Source organism: Pseudoalteromonas sp. OF7H-1, assembly GCF_022347825.1.
Classification (GTDB): domain Bacteria; phylum Pseudomonadota; class Gammaproteobacteria; order Enterobacterales; family Alteromonadaceae; genus Pseudoalteromonas; species Pseudoalteromonas maricaloris.
This window is the reverse complement of sequence record NZ_JAKRFX010000014.1, coordinates 104375-120892: the sequence shown is the minus strand read 5'-3', so window position 1 is coordinate 120892 and position 16518 is coordinate 104375. Positions and strand designations below refer to the sequence as shown.

The window sequence follows — 16518 nt, the reverse complement described above, 5'->3', positions numbered from 1 at the left end:
TACGTATAGAGTCTTATTCGTTCATGACTGTTAAGAATAAACGTGAAAGTAGGACTCTATTTATTTGAAAACGACTGCCGCCTTAGTGATAATCCCGCACTTACAACGCTGGCGTCTCAAGTCGACACACTCATCTGCATTTATCTACCCACCGTAAACCTATGGACGGCTCGCAAAGCGCAGTGCTCACCTTCTTTTGCTGTCGAATGTTATCGCAATCAGACGCTCAATGCCTTACATCAATCACTAGTTTCACAACAACAGAAGCTGTATCTGTTGCGTGACACAGCTCAGCTCAAAGCACTGACTGAGATTATTCATACACAGCAGGTAACTCATATCGGTCGCACTGTTCATCCAGGATTCGATGAACAAAGGCTTTGGTTAAAATTACAAGATAATTTCCCACACATTCAATATATTAGTGCTTATTCAAACACCCTTTTTGAGCCAAACTCACTACCAATCAGCGTCAGTGAACTACCACAGAGCTTTACGCCATTTCGCAAAGCTGTAGAGGAAATTGAACCTAATTCACCTATTGCAACCGCGAAGCTTCCACCAAGACCGAATCGGATATCAGAGTTAGCTGAATTTAAAGCAAACTCTTCATACAGTATCAAAGTAGCCGCCGGTGAAGCGCAAGCTCAACAGCAGCTACAACAATACTTCCAAACGGATGCGGCTCTCACATACAAAGAAACCCGAAACGCCTTGTTCGGTGAGTATTTTTCCACTCGATTTAGTCCTATACTTGCCTATGGCGCTATCAGTCCTAGACAGATCAAGCAAGCACTTACTCAATTTGAGCAGCAAAGAGGCGCAAATGAATCAACCTATTGGATTTGGTTTGAACTGTTGTGGCGTGAGTATTTTTATTGGTATGCGCTCAAACATCAACACACGCTATTTTGCTTTTCAGGCGTCAAAGCCAAAACACCAAAAACCAGTTTCTATCCAGAGCGCTTTTTAAAGTGGTGCCAAGGCCGAACGCCCAGCGCACTGGTTAATGCCATTATGCACGAATTGACTAAAACCGGCTGGATTTCCAACAGAGCGAGACAAATAGCAGCGAGCTACTGTGTTAATGAGCTACAGCTAGATTGGCGCTATGGTGCCGCTTTTTTTGAGCAACATCTTATCGATTACGACGTCGCGGCAAATTGGGGAAATTGGCAGTATATCGCTGGTGTCGGGCCAGATCCTCGTGGCGGTCGCCATTTCAATATCACAAAGCAACAAGCACTATTTGACCCAGATGGTGAATATATAAAATTATGGCGAGGAGAAGCCACTCCACAACTCGACAGCCAAGATCATGTTGGTTGGCCTTTGGAGGATAACTAATGGCACAACAAAAACATCAATATAAAGGCCTCAGATTAATTCTTGGCGACCAACTCAATGCCAAACATAGTTGGTTTGCTGACGATAAAGCAAAGTATCTTTATCTGATAGCAGAACTCAAACAAGAGACCGACTACACCAAACATCACATACAAAAAGTGTGTGCTTTCTTCAAAGCTATGGAGAATTTTGCCGTTGCGCTGGATAAAGCTGGATTCCATGTGCTACATCTCACCCTCGATGAGACGCAGGACTATTCGGATCTCCCCGCTTTAATTGCGCATTTATGTGATAAATATCAGGTGTCTAGTTTTGACTATCAAAGACCGGATGAATATCGCTTACTGAAGCAAATGATGGAATTAACACTCGACCAATTACAGGTTCGCTGCTTTGACACTGAGCATTTTTTAGTCCCTTATGAAGAGCTGGATGACTACTTAACGCCAGGAAAACACACTACAATGGAGTTTTTCTATCGCAAGCTCAGACGCCGTTTTAATGTATTAATGGATGACGGTGAGCCGCTTGGCAAGCAATGGAATTTCGATAGTCAAAACCGTAACAAGCTCAAGCAAAAAGACATCGACGCTATCCCACAACCGCTTTGTTTTGCCAACGATGTTAGTGACATTTTAAAGCGGATTAAGCGGCATAAAGTAAAGACCATTGGCAACAGCGAAGAATCATTGCTATGGCCGACTACCCGTGCGCAAGCTCAAGATCTTTTGACCTTTTTCTGTGAACACCTATTGCCTTCGTTCGGTCAATTTCAAGATGCAATGACCTGTAAAAGTGACAATAAATGGACACTGTATCACTCACGACTCTCTTTTGCGCTCAATGCAAAAATGCTTCACCCCAAACACGTTATCGACAGTGCTATCGCAGCATACCAAGACAACTCACAAATTGATATTGCGCAGATTGAGGGATTTGTTAGACAGATATTAGGCTGGCGAGAGTATATCCGAGCTGTTTACTGGCTCAATATGCCAGACTACCGCCATAAAAATTATTTGCTTGCCCAGCGTAATCTACCAAGCTATTTTTGGCATGGAAAAACGAAGATGCGCTGCCTCAGTGAAGCCATCACCCAAAGCCTGGATTACGCCTACGCTCACCACATTCAACGATTAATGGTCACGGGAAATTTTTGCCTGTTGACCGGAATTCACCCAAATCAAGTGGATGAATGGTATTTAGGTATATACATCGACGCCATTGAATGGGTAGAAATGCCGAACACCAGAGGCATGACACAATTTGCTGATCACGGCATAGTAGCAACCAAACCCTACGCTGCAAGCGGTAACTACATGCAAAAAATGAGTGATTATTGTCAGCATTGCTACTACGACGTCAAGCAAAAATCGAGTGACGATGCCTGCCCGCTTAACAGCCTTTATTGGCATTTTATGCACCGCCATGAGGATAAGTTTGCCAATAACCACCGGATTGGCATGATCTATCGAAATTGGCAAAAACAAGATGAGAAAACACGGCAGGAAGTGCTCACAAGGGCACAATGGTGCTTAGATAACATTGATCAACTTTAGGCTACGCTCGGACGTAGCCTAAACATTAAAAGAGGCGCCAACGCCTTTTTTTGGTTTTTACTTTGTGAACCCAGTTCACCTCAATAGTGGTCACTGCTAGCACATCTCGAGACTGCTTTGAGATAAGCTCATAGCTCAAACTCTCATCAGAGCTAAAGTCTAACTCATATTTAAAAGTATCTGCTTTGGCCCAACACTGGAGGATCTTTTTCGACAAACTCTCTCGAATGCAATAGTCACCTTCAGTTGGTGCATTTACCGTTACTTTGACGTCCGCATAGCAAGTCCTCCCCTGGTTCAGGGCAACACACTTGCTCGGTACAGCATGAAGTATTCCCACTGAGTTAGTTTCTTCGGCGCGGAGCTGGTGGCTCCACAAGACACCTAGAAACAACACTGTCCATGTGATTAATTTAGAATACATATTTCACCCCAGTAAAGAATACTCTGGCGTGGCGAGAGCGAACTAAGGGGCTATCTAACGTATCTTGAGAACCAACTAACCATGATGCGCCTGCGCTAAACACCCAATCTTCTGCAATTGGATAATTTAGTTGCATTTGTACGAACGCCGAGGCCGAAGCACCGGGTTTATAGGGAGTCAAATAGTCATTGACTTCATCCTCTGAAACACCATAGAAGTAATTATGAAAATTACTAGAATAATAGTTAGCGCCAAAGTTAAGCCATAAATCCCAGTTCCTCAATTCAAAGTTACGTGTCGCTTCGAGGTGAAAAACCCAACCGTTTGTGTCACCAAAAACATCGTAGACTATTTCAGCAACGGCAAGAAATTCACCGACATGGCGATAATAGGAAAAGCCTAAAGAATTATCTTGATCGCGTTTACGAATGCCTCTTAGCTCAGGTACCACATCGTCGGTATCGTAGTAACCACGTTCAGAAAAAGGCAACATATAACTGCCATAAATGGCATCAATTCCCCATTCACCATTGTTGATAATTTGGTAACCAACATCCGAGCCACCAAAGAAATCTCCTGAGTGGGTATTCAAGTAAAAACTTTTATATTCTATTTTTGCATCGACTAGAAAAGTACCATGTTTGAATGTCGAGTCCGTGCCAATCAAAGCAGGCATTGTCATATCAACGTAAAAGGCACCAACACTCAGCTGCCAAGCAAACTCGTCATCAAGCTCGTCACTTTGTTCTTCGCAAATTCCATAAAACGGTAACAATAAACTGATTATTATAAGTAGTTTTTTCATAGTTCCATTCGTTTAGCGCAGGTGTGCCTAAATTCTCCCCGAGATCATACCTGACCCATTTGTGACCAACAAGCATCTTCTCTAATTTTTAACCCAAACATAATTTAACTTTATTTTAATAAATATTTCACATAAATTATTTTAAATAGCGCACTTTACTTTAAGCAGAAAAATTCGCGTTCACATAAATTAAAATCAATAGAGGCAATTCATGAAAAAATATTTACTCCCTTTGGCGCTAGTAGTTGCTGCTAGTCAAAGCCACGCATTTAGTCAAGAAACACATAAGCGTATCGTAATCGACGCTGTGAACTACATGGCGCAAAACCCGACAACAACACAATATGCAAAGCTACAAGCCTACGCACAAGCTAACGGTATGTCTGTATCTGCGCTTGCCAACTTACTAGGCCAAGCGGCTTATGACGTCGATGATTTTGAAGATACGTTTTTTTGTGGCGCCATTACGGGTGACTGTGTACAGGCACCTCTTTGGGGTGCTGCTGAAAGCATCGTGAAATACACCAGTTACTGGCACTTCCAAAACCATACTCAAGGAGCTGATACTCACGGCAATGACTTCGGTGGTTATAACTATCAAAAGTTAACCGTGTGGGGCTCTGTTGATACGATGGCGGCGACTTGGCTAAAAGGCGATTATTTAGACGATGGTCATGGCGGCGAAACTGGATGGTTTAGTGCTGATGACACTGAATACGATAGTTATGGGATAACAGAAAAGCACTATCGTATTGATAGTCACTCAACGTACAGCATGTATGATGACTTTGAAGAAATGCCTTTTCAACCGATTGACAACTTAGGTCAGTATTGGTACCAAAGTTATGTGCAAAGCGGGAACCCACAAGTACTCGGTTTTGTATTTCACACCACGGATTTACTTCAACCACACCATACTTGGACAACATCAGATCTAAATCATGCTGGCTGGGAGTCTTGGGTGAAAGACTATTATGATCAAGAATCATTAAATGACTTTACTTTGGTCAAGCAAGCAATGAATAGTTTTAGTGCAGTTGATACTAACTCAACAGACATCCGCCCACTACTAACGCAAGGTGGCGCATTCTCCTACTCACAAGGTGGTATCGTATTGAACTCTGAGGATCATTACGACCGCGTAAATACAGGAAAACAAGTGATCCCACATGCGATAGCGATGGTGGTTCACTTACTTAATCACGCGATGGACGTGAGATAATGCGATTTGTTTTACTTTTCTTGGTAAGCAGTTTTTGCTTACCAAGCTTTGCCTCACCAAGTATACCTAAAGCCCTGACGCCTTTGGTTCACCAACTCTACCTTGAGCAAGGCCGAACACTATCTAAAAAGCAAACTACAGCGCAGTTACTTGAAAACCAGTTCTTACTATTCCAAGCTAAGCACCTTAACCCAAGTATTTTGGAGCGCCAATCTAATGTTGGTTTCAGCACCCGATATCACGTCGATAAGTTTCTCGCAAGCTCACTCTTACATTGGTTCCCGGCACTTTCTCAGCTTGAAAAAAAACACTACCCTTTGGTATTTGATAAGGATCAGATGCTGTCTTTACTTGGACAGTACCCCGCTGATGGGCAATACCCTGCTGAGCAATTACTCAAATGGCAACAGCTGCAACTAACAAAATCAGCGCCACTGACACTTGCTCAAGTATTACATAGCCAATCAATGCAAAACCGCTTTAAACTTCACCAGGGAGAACTCGCATTACTGCAAGCTATTGTCAATCAACACCTCAATCAACAGGCGCTATTTACCGCCGCAAAGCCTTATATTGCTAAGCAAGGTCTAACAATAGAACAGTTACGACAAGTGGTAACCGCAGAACTATTGAGGCCGAGCATGTTGGCATTTCTTGGTGTTAAGGAAGAAATGCATGGTGCAACAAGCCAGTATGTTGATACCCTAAGAAATGAAATTCCAGAAAGTGCTATCGCGAAGTATTATGAGCGTCATAAGAAGCGGTTTAAATACATCAAGCAAGTCAGTGCGAGCGCAGCGAAATTTCCCGAACAAAAAGCCGCACAGCAATTTAATGATTATGCAAATGCACACTCATGGCAACAAGCCGTCGCTAAATATACCCCGATATTAATATGGCAGGCCCAACTCACTCCGCTGACGCGCCAAAGCATGCCGAAATGGGAAACACAGCTGGCGTTTAGTAATCAACAAGGCAAGATAACACCTAGTATTCGCACGCCAAGTGGCGAATGGCTGGTATTGTATAGTCAGTCACCGGTATATGATTACTACGATGTGAAAAGTGAAACAGTACGCTACCAAGCACTGCGGGCACTGACCCAAGAGTTTGCTCAGCACAAGTTCGAGCAAGATTATATGGCTTGGAAAGCGGCAAACAGCGGAGCAGTAATATGAAGTATTGGCAAGCATTGATTGTCATATTCCTTGGGGCAGTGATCGCTGTATTCACACTGCGTTTTGCCAGCATAGGTTGGCAAAACCCCACATATAATCCCCCCTCGCAGACAAAGCCCGAGCAGGAGAAAAGAACTGAAACGTTAATCACGCCAATCAATACTTATGCTCCTATCAAACCAAATGCAGAGACCTCACCCAAAGCAGTTAAGCCAATCACGGCTCCTGAATATCTGCCGCCAATAAACCAAGCAGAAAAGCAAATGGATGATTTTCAGGGGGATTTGTCGGATACCGAAGCTTACCAAGCGTATTTGGATCAAAAAGACGCCAAGCTAAAACAACAGTATATTGCGGCCGTCGATGGTAAAATAGCGCAAATAGAAGTACTGCTAGCACGTGGGATTAAAGAGGGACTACCACAACAACAGTTACAAGAGGCAAGAGATAAAATCACGGCACTTAAAGACATGCAAAATAAATTGCGCATTGAACTGAGCGAACGTGATAACAAATAAAATTAGGCTGTGGCTCCACTCGCCTAACCCCCTGCCAAAAACGAAAACAATTAACGTACCTGCAGCTGAACCTTGCCGCTAGCCACATTAGGGTTTTTCATCACCGCATTGAGGACTACATCTTGTTGACCTCCGTGATAATAGCTAATAATTTCTTCCAGCACCTTTTTGGGAGTACTTGGATTCATGGCAAGTGCTAAGTGCGTAGCAAAGTCTCGTTTTAGACTCAAATAAGTTAGCGTGTTTGGTGCCGTCGCGGGGTTTTGTGCAACCGCAAGATCTATCACATCGCCACTTTCAGGCAGATAAGAAACCAACGCTTCAAGTTGCTGAGCTGAAGTGTGGCTGTCTTTGGCTTGATTTAACACCAAAACATGTTGATTCATGTGTAATAAGATATAAATCGCAATGCTGACAACACCTCCCCAAAGCACTAAGTGTGTATATTTGATGCTCAGAACTAAGCCATCAACATGCATATCATGACGGGCAGCATGCATTTTCAAAAAGAAATAGCTAAAAATGGCACTAAATAGAAAAACCAAGAAGCTATAAACTAGCATCGCGTTTACGCCAGTATCTTGCGAAAAGGGCGAAAATTGCACTTGGTGATGAAACTGTGCGGACATGTGAAACAACAAAGTATAAAATCCACCCGCGATGAGTAACGATAACCCACCTGATTTCAACAACAATATCAGCTTATCTTTTAGCTCCATTCTTCATCTCAACACAATATTTTTCTTCTACCATACAAGTAACTCGCTAAAAACACTACTTAGATAAAAACTAAATACAATGATCGAGCCGTTAAACAAAGATGCAATGAGAAAGTGCTGACTCGGATAACGATACCCCGTCACTTTAAATCCAAGCGCAACAACCCCGAGTACAGCAAAGAATGGGGTAAATGTAAAAATAGCTTCTCCCACTACTAATCCAACAATAACGTCATGCAATGCGCCGCTCACGATAAAAGTAAACCAATAGCCAATTTTTCCCCCCACTTTCGCTGTACATGGACGAAATACGAAGCGCGCCAAGTAATAACTCCAGATAGGATTCCAATAAACCCAGAAGCCATCGAAAGACTGAGCGCCGAAAGCGCGCCGTAACATGTTTCCTAGTGACTGACTATGACCCAGTGGTACACCATTTCGTCTTTTTACGTATTGTCTTAGTCCTAGTTTCATTTTCTGGGGGATAACAAGTAAGGCATAACTTTACTAATAACAAATGCTTTGTATTTAGGCAAAAAAAAACCGCCTGACGGCGGCGAGTTGGAAATCAATAAATTAGATTGATATTACTTGCTTTCAAGCAAGTTGCCCGAGCCAATTTCTATTTTTCTTGGCTTCAGTGCTTCTGGGATCTCACGCTCGAGGTCAATAACCAGTAAGCCATGCGCTAAGTCTGCGCCTAATACTTTGACGTGATCACCAAGTTGGAATTTGCGCTCGAATCCGCGTTCGGCGATCCCTTGATGAATAAATTTACGCTCGTTGGCTTCTTCAGTCGCTTGCTTTTGCCCCTTTACGGTCAACGTATTGTTCTCTGATTCCAGTGTTAGCTCTTGCTCGGTAAACCCTGCAACAGCCATAGTAATTTGGTACTTGTCTTTACCTAGCGCTTCGATGTTGTATGGTGGATAGCTAGGTTGTTTATCTGTTCTTGCAGCAGCATCCATCATAGAAGCTAAATGATCAAAACCGATAAATGAACGATATAATGGTGATAAATCTACTGTACGCATAATTTTGTATCCTCTTAAAGCTATACATAGGTGCTCACTCTTCAAAAAGAACCAATAAGCACTTTTAAAACAAATAGTTATTTAATTTATGAGGCCCTGTCGGCGTCCTCATAAAGCTATTTATGGTCAGCAAATTTATTTTCAAGAAAATTCTTTTAAAAATTTTCAACTTTTTTAAAAAACCTATTTAAAACAGATAAGTATATTCTTTCTATGGCATGTAGATCGCTGAGGGATACATGTTCATTCACTTGATGAATTGAATCATTCTTTACCCCGCATTCGATCACTTGCGTTTTTCCGGTCGCAAAGAAGCGACCATCGGAGGTGCCGCCTGCAGTACTTAAACTCGGATATTGCCCCGTTGTTTCCTGGATTGCTTGTTCTACCAGCGTTAAGAAACAGTTTTCTTGCTTCGCGCCGGTATAAAACGACTCACAAGGCCGCTCCCAACTGATCGCTAACATAGCACCGGATTTAGCCAGCGACTCTTGAATATAGTGTACAACTTCTTGGCTCTTATAGGCATGGCTGTAACGAATATTAAAGGTGATTTCACACTCTGCTGGTACTAAATTATCCACAATATTTGGTACCGTGATCCCAGTGACTTGCAGCGTGGTTTGCGATCCCGCTTCGTCTTTCCACCAAGGTAAAAGCGCGAGCTGGCTAACCAACTGACCAGCGATATGAGCTGCATTTACCGTTTGTTCTGGATAAGCCACATGCCCCGCTCTTCCTTTAACCTGAATACGCCCAGAAATCGCCCCACGACGACCATTTTTAACCGTATCTCCCACCACTTGGTGTGAAGTCGGTTCACCAACCAAACAAGCGTCTAGCTCGATGCCATTTTCAGCTAATCGCTCTGCAATCAATTTGGAACCGAACTCCGCTTCACCTTCCTCGTCAGAAGTAAGTAACCAGTAAAAGCTTCCTCGTAATTTTTCAGGATGCTGTAGTAATGTTTTGGTTGCAGCAAGCATTGCCGCAACGCCACCTTTCATATCTGCAGCACCGCGTCCATACATCACGCCATCAATAATCTGCGCACTAAATGGTGGCACAATCCAGCCTTTATTATTTGCAGGTACGACATCCACATGACCAGAAAAAGCAAAAGTCGGTCCTTGAGAGAAACGATAACTTGCAATCAAGTTTTTTACTCCCTGCACCTCAAACCGCTCAATAGTAAAGCCCAGCGCGGCGAGTTGCTCTGACATAAACGCGATAGTGCCTGCATCACAAGGCGTAACCGAAGGCGCTTGGATCAAACGCGTTAAGATCTCTGTGGCGTAGGAAGTACTGAGGTTTTGATACTGTGTTGCTAGTGACATAACTAAGAATGATTTGTAGGTGAAATCTAGCAATTATTTAAAGATGAAACTTTGACCACAGCATTGCAGTTTTAATGCAAATTAATGACATCGAGAAAACTTAATCTAAATCAAACTTTCAAAAATTTCTGAAACCTTACAATTTAAAAATTGATCTAGAACAGTTTTTCATTTTTTGAACCCTTTTAAGATGGCTTCATTGAAAACACACACTGTTTCACAGTTTAAAAAATGTCCTCACATAGGGTTAGGAGAAGAAAATGAAAACTTTAAGCGCTGCACTTTTATCTACTCTGCTAGTTGCTGCTCCCTTCGCACACGCAAATTTCAGTGTTAATGTTGGTGCTATTAACGTAAACCCTGACAATTCGGCTTCTGCAATTGATCAAGATAACTCTCTTGGTCTAGTTGCTGACTCAAATACTCAGCTAGGTATCACGCTTGACTACCACTACAGCGATAACATCGTATTTGAACTGGTTGCGGCAACACCATTTTCTCACACAGTTGACGGTGCTGGTGGCTTAGCAGGAGCTGAAATCGCAGACATTAAACACTTGCCACCAACACTACTTGCGCAGTATCACTTCTTTGATGCAAGCGCTAAGTTTCGCCCATTTATCGGCGCGGGTCTAAACTACACAGTATTCTTCGATGAAGAGCCAAGTGCTGCACTAAAAGCAACATTAAACACTAACGACGTAGAAGTTGATTTGGATAGCTCTTTTGGTATTGCATTACAAATCGGCTTTAACTACGACTTAAATGAAAAATGGGGCCTGCACGGCATGATCTCTAAAATTGACATCAATACCGATGCAACAGTTTACGCTAACGGTGTAAAGGCACTGACATCTGACGTTGAGCTAGACCCTGTTGTGGCCATGTTCGGTGTGAAATATAAGTTCTAATACCTAAATGGTTTAAATCACAGATTTACTGTTACTTTCTCAATCCCCAAGGCCACAGATGTGGCCTTTATAGTTTATAGATTACTGTTTTTCTTTGCCTCTAACATGGCTTTCCAATGCATAATCTCAGGAGATAAAATAGGTACTTCATCGTTAAACCCAGCTACTTCGAGCATTTCTTCGACCGCAACTACCCCACCCTTACGCTTGAATACCCCACGTACATAAGCAATTGCATGCAGTCCACGTTTAGAATGAAAGCGCTGTTCAATGTAAAAGTATTTGTGATCCCATCCCACCACCTTAGTGGTAATGGTAAATTTTTGCAGCGGCTTGATATCGCGAATATAGGTAATCGCTGTTGCGTTAACAATTGGGAACCAGCGGCGTTTCATCACAGCTGCAAATAACCCAACTCGCTCTGTCATCCAAGTACGCGCCAAATCCATAAATGCCAGGTATCGTGAATTGGTCAAGTGCATATTGATATCGCAATCGCTTGGCAGGGCGCGGTACTCAATATCTATCGGAGACAAAATGGAATCTGCCGTTTGTTTATTCTGTCTTATTCTCCAAAACAGCAGCAGTAAACGAAAATATAAATTCATAACAATGGTCTTACCAGTTAATAATTTTTCGATTCTAGCATAGCAATTCATATTCTAAAGTGATTATTTTGCTACGCTTGCGTCTATAACCGATACATTACTTTGACCCTTGGTTGCAGTAATGCTGTCAGTAAACTAGATTAATAACCTGAGCTTCAAAAAATGAACGCCTTTCTAGCATGACCAGAAATGCCCATAAAATGAGCTTAAAAACAATGAGTTCGGTTACTACATACGCGAACCTCAAATTAAGTAAAATAGCTGAAGTGAAGTCAATGAAAAAATTATCCCTTGTTACCTGTTCCACCTTATTTGTCTTTTCCAGTATGTGCTACGCAGACTTCGACTTTAAAGGAGAAGGCGCGCTAACCTACCCAACCGGTGTAGAGAAAGCGTTTGAGTTTGGTTTTGCTTGGAACAAACAGACTGAACAGTTTCGCATCGGTGCAAATCATTATGACATGTCTGAACTACCAGAGTCTTACTCAGTTGCCATTACACTGAGTAAAGACGATACCCGCGTGTGGATCCAAGAATTCAATCAAGGTTTTATTTCTGAATTTAAGTGGCAAATTGCAGATCATCACATCTCTCTTGTGAAAAAAGAGTTTAGCGACTCTGTAAAGGGTAATTACGTTTTAACGGTAAATGGGATAGATTACTTCTTTGCGCGAGATAACGTGAGTATCACACTCTCTTTTGAAGAAGATGGCATTAAGAATATTAAGGTAGATGGCGTGACAAAAGACATGGGAACTAAATCATAAAGGCCACATTGCGTGGCCTTTAGATCATACTTTGACTGTTTTTCTATTTATCCCATACTCACGCAGCTTGTTGGCAACGGCTGTGTGGCTTAATCCCAAACGTTTAGCCAATTGCCTTGAGCTCGGATAAGCGGGGTAAAGCTTGCGCAACAAGGTTGCTTCAAATCGCTTCACCGCTTGGTCTAACGTCCCTTCAAAATCAGACTCCAAATAACCTAAGTCATGGGTAAAGGTCGGTAAGTTTAGATGCTCAGTACGAAGTTCTTTATCATCAAGCAACGAGACCGCACGATAAATGGCGTTTTCTAGCTGCCTCACATTACCAGGCCAAGGGTAATTCTCTAAAAACTCAATACATTCTCTAGCAAGTGTTGGCGCTGGATGACCATTTTGCTGGGCATATTTTTGTACAAAATGCTCAGCCAAAGGCCCGATATCTGCTTTTCTATCTCTCAGCGGAGAAATTTCAAGCGTTAGCACGTTAATGCGATAGTAGAGATCTTCTCTAAATACGCCCTCTTGCACCATTGCTGGTAAATCTTTTTGCGTTGCAGCTATGATGCGAACATTAACCTTAACTTCATTCTCGTCACCGACTTTACGGAATGTACCGTCTTGTAAAAAACGCAGTAACTTAGTCTGTAACTGGGTTGACATTTCACCCACTTCGTCAAGGAATACAGTGCCACCATCAGCCTGTTCTAATACACCACGTTTTGGCGCTGCATTTTCTTCATAGCCTGCATAACCAAACAGCTCAGATTCGGCAACATCATCTGGCAGCGAAGCGCAAGAAAGCGCGATAAACGGCTTTAACGAACGGTTAGACGCATAATGACATGCTCTAGCCAATAGCTCTTTACCCGTACCAGTTTCACCTGTGATCAGAATTGGCGCTTCTAGCTGTGCCATTTTTCTGGCTTCACGCACGACTCTACGCATGGCTGTGCTGTGGTTATGAATCGTCGCAAAACTTTCTTGACCGTAACGACGAAACGCACTGACTTGCTGCCCTAATCGCGACTGCGATTTAATGTTAATCACCGCACCGGCTAATACATCGCCTTCGCTCCCTTGGGGCACCGAAATTGGCAAAATATCAGCAATAAAATCTTCCCCGCCCACTTCGACACGGGTTGTCTGACCTAACACCTCTTTACCTTCTAACCAACGGGTAAAGTTAAACCCTTTCAAAAGGTTGTTAATGTTGGCACCGATCACTTCCTTTTCAACCATGTTAAGGTCGCGACAAGCTGCGTCATTGCAATGACGTACCCAGCCTTTAGCGTCGATAGAAATTACACCATCAGGCAAAGCACTGAGCAAAGTATTCAGCTCATTATGTTCACGTTCTGACGGTAAAAACGCTGTAGTACGAACATCTTCAACGCCATCGATTAAGCGGATCTCAGGCATGATCTTCTGAAACTGTTCAAATTCGATGGGTGGAAAGCTCACGTACATTCGACAATTTACTGAATCGACTTCTATACCTTTCAAATCGACACGGTAACTCACCAAGATATTGAGAATTTCTTGGGCAATACCAATACGGTCAGCGCAATGTATCTCTAGACGCATTTGTTCCTCAAAGCGGGTTTTCACAATTGACGAGATCATACTCTAAGAATAGCTGGCCGACTAGAAAAACGTAAAGAATATTGAACAGAATTTTAGCTATCCTCGCAAATTCTTGTCCTATACTAATGAAGAACTAAAAAAAGTTGTTTTTTAAGACATTTTTCAGCGCTTGTTAAGTTTTTGATTTGGAAACTTACATTCCATTTCAAAGGATTGCAACGCATAAAGAGTTACAGATATAATACTAAAGAATTGGATAATGTATCTTTTTTGAAAGCAGGCTGGCCACAATGAAAAAAATCTTAAATTTAGTATTACTATTTGCGCTCACGGCCTGCTCAGTAGAGGATCCAAATGAAACAGGTCCTTCACAAATAGATAAGGATGAAGATAAAAGCCAACAAGATAGGGATAACGAGACGCCCAACTTAAGCGTGTTGCTGCAAAACACAAAAGCGATGCCCATCGCCAATGCCAGCCTCACGATAAATGCTCTGTCATTTACCTCAAGTAGCGATGGTGTATTTGACCTGTCGGCTCTAGCATACGGCGCTTATGTTGCAGAAATATCTCACCCCGATTATTTACCCTTGGTTTTTACCTTTGCGAATCAAAATAACAATGAACAGCAGCTCACGCTTGAACTAAAAGCTAAGTCGAGCACGCTAAAAACCGTACTTTTCGCGGGTGATACCATGTTTGGGCGTCGTTATTTCAACCCTGACCTCATTACCATGGGGAATTCATTGCCCAGCACCCCTGACGGACTTATCCAGCCCCAAAGCGCAGGACCTGATGCCCAAGCGCTGGTGCAGTTTATGCATCCTTTATTTAAACATATCGATTTTGCTTCGGTTAACTTGGAGTCTCCAATCCTAAAAAACCCAACCACGGTCCATCCAAGTAAAGAGTTTGCATTTTTTAGTCTGCCAGAGTCATTAATTGCCCTCAATGATTTGGGTATTGACTATGTCGCACTTGGCAATAACCACGTTTATGACTATCGAGCATCTGGACTGAACGACACCTTGAAGTACGTCGAGCAAGCGGGACTTAAACACAGTGGCGCGGGCACAAGCGCGGCAGAGGCATTTAAGCCCTATAGCCTAAGCCTTGGTGAAGCAACCATAGACTTTGTGTCTGCGACTTCCATTACAGGCGATCAACATACCGTCACTTATGTAGCATCAGATGCTAAAGGGGGAGCTGCCGATCTAACAGATACCAATGGCATGAAAGAAACGGTGGTGCAAGCCAGTAACAACGGTCGCTTTGTTGTGGCTCAGCTTCACGGCGGTGACGAGTATTCATACGCACCAACAGCGTATATTTCAAACCGCTTTGATTTACTTTCCAAAAATGGTGCTAACTTGATGATTGCGCATCACCCTCACGTTGCGCAAGGGTTTGGCTTATACAATGGCGTACCAAGCATACTTGGACTAGGCAACTTTGTTTTTGAGCAAAATCGTCTTGAAACCTTCTTAGGACTGATAGCTGTGGTTGAGTTAGAAACTGCAAGCACACCTAAAATCAGTGCATTAAAAGCCTACCCTGTTTATCTAGAAGATTATGTTCCTAAGTTTGTAAGTGGCGATCTTGCCAATGCCCTACTAAAACGCATCGCTGAATTTTCTTCACCCGAAGTTGGTATCTCATTGCGCTCTGGATTTGCAGAAGTCACCTTTGATAAACCAGTTCAAGCAAAAGCAATCGAGCAAAAAGTTATTACCTTGGAAGCTGGTGAGCATATTGTCGATCTACGCCAATATTCAAGCAGTGCTGAGTTCCTTAGCAAACTCACCGCTAGTGATGCTCAAGCAGAGATTGTGCTTGGTCGGGACTTATTGTTCTTTGGAGATTTTGAAGACTGGGACAGCGATAACGAAAAAGGGGAAGTCTCTCGTTGGTTAATTGAGGCCGACGATATCGCGCCATGTTTAGTCGGCAAATATCGTGGCGTACAAGGACTTTGTCTACAACGAACGCAATTTAACGAAACACCAACGCGTGTGCCGTTCAAACACACAATTCGTACCATGCCTATTACGCCAGCGCCGAGCACGGCACAGGCTTACCATGAGCTCTCGCTCTTTGGTTATGCCAAAGGAGAGAACGCTGGTGAGTTTAAGGCTGATATTCGTATCTTAACATCAGAAGATAGCCTTATCTTTTCTGAGTCAACGCCCCAATTAAAGCCTGCGGGTAGTTATGAGTGGCAAGCGTTTAGACAAGACATTACCTTACCTGATGATTCCGTTGTGCTTGGCGATGATGGATTGCCTGCTCGTGGCGTCCAGTTTGGCCTCTCCATGGCGCCACCAAGTAGCGGTGAAAGCGCCTTATTTTTAGATGATATTGCGATGATCTCGTGGCAGCGTCCTGTGCTGCTTAAAAACGGTCAGTGGCAAAGCGCACAAATCCATGGCCTAGAATTTATCAAAGTAAAAGTAGCGAAGACGACTGAGCTGACTCTCACTTTTAGCCAGCAATAAGAGAGTGAAAAGG

General features: G+C 42.9%; 16 protein-coding genes. 8 read left to right on the top strand and 8 right to left on the bottom strand.

What is annotated here, in order from left to right; translation table 11 throughout:
• The first annotated feature begins 42 nt into the window (after nt 1–42).
• The gene (locus MHN30_RS17030) at nt 43–1347 is read left to right on the top strand and encodes a DASH family cryptochrome (protein WP_239360488.1); all 1305 of its coding nucleotides are present in this window, start codon (nt 43–45) and stop codon (nt 1345–1347) included.
• Complete coding sequence (locus tag MHN30_RS17025) at nt 1347–2906, top strand: cryptochrome/photolyase family protein (protein ID WP_239360487.1); 1560 nt, start codon at nt 1347–1349, stop codon at nt 2904–2906. The genes MHN30_RS17030 and MHN30_RS17025 overlap by 1 nt, the downstream gene beginning before the upstream one ends.
• 25 nt (nt 2907–2931) lie before the next feature.
• On the opposite strand, the gene MHN30_RS17020 is transcribed toward MHN30_RS17025, so the two are convergent.
• Both MHN30_RS17020 and MHN30_RS17015 read right to left on the bottom strand, forming a co-directional pair.
• Nucleotides 2932–3330: a DUF3019 domain-containing protein gene (locus MHN30_RS17020; RefSeq protein ID WP_039492187.1), complete on the bottom strand. Its 399-nt coding sequence runs from the start codon at nt 3328–3330 to the stop codon at nt 2932–2934.
• Nucleotides 3320–4135 carry a MipA/OmpV family protein gene (locus MHN30_RS17015; RefSeq protein WP_010370798.1) on the bottom strand — a complete coding sequence of 272 codons (816 nt, stop codon included), beginning with the start codon at nt 4133–4135 and terminating at the stop codon, nt 3320–3322. The genes MHN30_RS17020 and MHN30_RS17015 overlap by 11 nt, the downstream gene beginning before the upstream one ends.
• A gap of 211 nt (nt 4136–4346) precedes the next feature.
• Here MHN30_RS17015 and MHN30_RS17010 point away from each other — a divergent pair, with 211 nt between their 5' ends.
• The 3 genes from MHN30_RS17010 to MHN30_RS17000 are packed head-to-tail and all read left to right on the top strand — an operon-like array spanning nt 4347 to nt 7053.
• Nucleotides 4347–5357, top strand: coding sequence for a phospholipase (locus tag MHN30_RS17010; protein ID WP_239360486.1), 1011 nt, complete (start codon nt 4347–4349; stop codon nt 5355–5357).
• Nucleotides 5357–6535 carry a peptidylprolyl isomerase gene (locus MHN30_RS17005; RefSeq protein ID WP_239360485.1) on the top strand — a complete coding sequence of 393 codons (1179 nt, stop codon included), beginning with the start codon at nt 5357–5359 and terminating at the stop codon, nt 6533–6535. Before MHN30_RS17010 ends, MHN30_RS17005 begins: the two co-directional genes overlap by 1 nt.
• Entirely contained in the window at nt 6532–7053 is a 522-nt protein-coding gene (locus tag MHN30_RS17000) for a hypothetical protein (protein WP_239360484.1), read from the top strand. The genes MHN30_RS17005 and MHN30_RS17000 overlap by 4 nt, the downstream gene beginning before the upstream one ends.
• 50 nt (nt 7054–7103) lie before the next feature.
• On the opposite strand, the gene MHN30_RS16995 is transcribed toward MHN30_RS17000, so the two are convergent.
• The 4 genes from MHN30_RS16995 to dapE form a co-directional block, all read right to left on the bottom strand.
• Nucleotides 7104–7772: a hypothetical protein gene (locus MHN30_RS16995; RefSeq protein ID WP_239360483.1), complete on the bottom strand. Its 669-nt coding sequence runs from the start codon at nt 7770–7772 to the stop codon at nt 7104–7106.
• A gap of 27 nt (nt 7773–7799) precedes the next feature.
• Complete coding sequence (locus MHN30_RS16990) at nt 7800–8171, bottom strand: acyltransferase (protein ID WP_239360482.1); 372 nt, start codon at nt 8169–8171, stop codon at nt 7800–7802.
• A 188-nt stretch (nt 8172–8359) separates the two neighbouring features.
• Entirely contained in the window at nt 8360–8806 is a 447-nt protein-coding gene (locus tag MHN30_RS16985; RefSeq protein ID WP_010607857.1) for an Hsp20 family protein, read from the bottom strand.
• 155 nt (nt 8807–8961) lie between these two features.
• Nucleotides 8962–10143 (bottom strand): succinyl-diaminopimelate desuccinylase, encoded by a 1182-nt coding sequence (gene dapE, locus MHN30_RS16980; protein ID WP_239360481.1) that lies wholly within the window; start codon nt 10141–10143, stop codon nt 8962–8964.
• Between the two features lie 260 nt (nt 10144–10403).
• Here dapE and MHN30_RS16975 point away from each other — a divergent pair, with 260 nt between their 5' ends.
• Nucleotides 10404–11054 (top strand): OmpW family outer membrane protein, encoded by a 651-nt coding sequence (locus MHN30_RS16975; protein ID WP_130164635.1) that lies wholly within the window; start codon nt 10404–10406, stop codon nt 11052–11054.
• Between the two features lie 74 nt (nt 11055–11128).
• On the opposite strand, the gene MHN30_RS16970 is transcribed toward MHN30_RS16975, so the two are convergent.
• Nucleotides 11129–11662, bottom strand: a complete 534-nt coding sequence (locus MHN30_RS16970) for an acyl-CoA thioesterase (protein WP_045989626.1) — start codon at nt 11660–11662, stop codon at nt 11129–11131.
• A gap of 200 nt (nt 11663–11862) precedes the next feature.
• On the opposite strand from MHN30_RS16970, the gene MHN30_RS16965 reads away from it, so the two are divergent.
• Complete coding sequence (locus MHN30_RS16965) at nt 11863–12429, top strand: hypothetical protein (RefSeq protein WP_039492231.1); 567 nt, start codon at nt 11863–11865, stop codon at nt 12427–12429.
• Nucleotides 12430–12453: 24 nt separating this feature from the next.
• Here MHN30_RS16965 and tyrR read toward each other — a convergent pair whose 3' ends face one another.
• Nucleotides 12454–14010 carry a transcriptional regulator TyrR gene (gene tyrR / locus MHN30_RS16960; RefSeq protein WP_130126705.1) on the bottom strand — a complete coding sequence of 519 codons (1557 nt, stop codon included), beginning with the start codon at nt 14008–14010 and terminating at the stop codon, nt 12454–12456.
• 290 nt (nt 14011–14300) lie between these two features.
• On the opposite strand from tyrR, the gene MHN30_RS16955 reads away from it, so the two are divergent.
• The gene (locus MHN30_RS16955) at nt 14301–16505 is read left to right on the top strand and encodes a CapA family protein (RefSeq protein ID WP_239360479.1); all 2205 of its coding nucleotides are present in this window, start codon (nt 14301–14303) and stop codon (nt 16503–16505) included.
• The last annotated feature ends 13 nt before the right edge of the window (nt 16506–16518 follow it).

Excerpts from the sequence above, each read along its gene's own strand:
- MHN30_RS16995 (WP_239360483.1), bottom strand. The coding sequence starts at position 7,772 with ATGGAGCTAAAAGATAAGCTGATATTGTTGTTGAAATCAGGTGGGTTA.
- MHN30_RS17025 (WP_239360487.1), top strand. The coding sequence starts at position 1,347 with ATGGCACAACAAAAACATCAATATAAAGGCCTCAGATTAATTCTTGGC.
- MHN30_RS17020 (WP_039492187.1), bottom strand. The coding sequence starts at position 3,330 with ATGTATTCTAAATTAATCACATGGACAGTGTTGTTTCTAGGTGTCTTG.
- MHN30_RS17010 (WP_239360486.1), top strand. The coding sequence starts at position 4,347 with ATGAAAAAATATTTACTCCCTTTGGCGCTAGTAGTTGCTGCTAGTCAA.
- tyrR (WP_130126705.1), bottom strand. The coding sequence starts at position 14,010 with ATGCGTCTAGAGATACATTGCGCTGACCGTATTGGTATTGCCCAAGAA.
- MHN30_RS16985 (WP_010607857.1), bottom strand. The coding sequence starts at position 8,806 with ATGCGTACAGTAGATTTATCACCATTATATCGTTCATTTATCGGTTTT.
- MHN30_RS17005 (WP_239360485.1), top strand. The coding sequence starts at position 5,357 with ATGCGATTTGTTTTACTTTTCTTGGTAAGCAGTTTTTGCTTACCAAGC.
- MHN30_RS16965 (WP_039492231.1), top strand. The coding sequence starts at position 11,863 with ATGAGCTTAAAAACAATGAGTTCGGTTACTACATACGCGAACCTCAAA.
- MHN30_RS16990 (WP_239360482.1), bottom strand. The coding sequence starts at position 8,171 with ATGTTACGGCGCGCTTTCGGCGCTCAGTCTTTCGATGGCTTCTGGGTT.
- MHN30_RS16975 (WP_130164635.1), top strand. The coding sequence starts at position 10,404 with ATGAAAACTTTAAGCGCTGCACTTTTATCTACTCTGCTAGTTGCTGCT.
- dapE (WP_239360481.1), bottom strand. The coding sequence starts at position 10,143 with ATGTCACTAGCAACACAGTATCAAAACCTCAGTACTTCCTACGCCACA.
- MHN30_RS16970 (WP_045989626.1), bottom strand. The coding sequence starts at position 11,662 with ATGAATTTATATTTTCGTTTACTGCTGCTGTTTTGGAGAATAAGACAG.
- MHN30_RS17015 (WP_010370798.1), bottom strand. The coding sequence starts at position 4,135 with ATGAAAAAACTACTTATAATAATCAGTTTATTGTTACCGTTTTATGGA.
- MHN30_RS17000 (WP_239360484.1), top strand. The coding sequence starts at position 6,532 with ATGAAGTATTGGCAAGCATTGATTGTCATATTCCTTGGGGCAGTGATC.
- MHN30_RS16955 (WP_239360479.1), top strand. The coding sequence starts at position 14,301 with ATGAAAAAAATCTTAAATTTAGTATTACTATTTGCGCTCACGGCCTGC.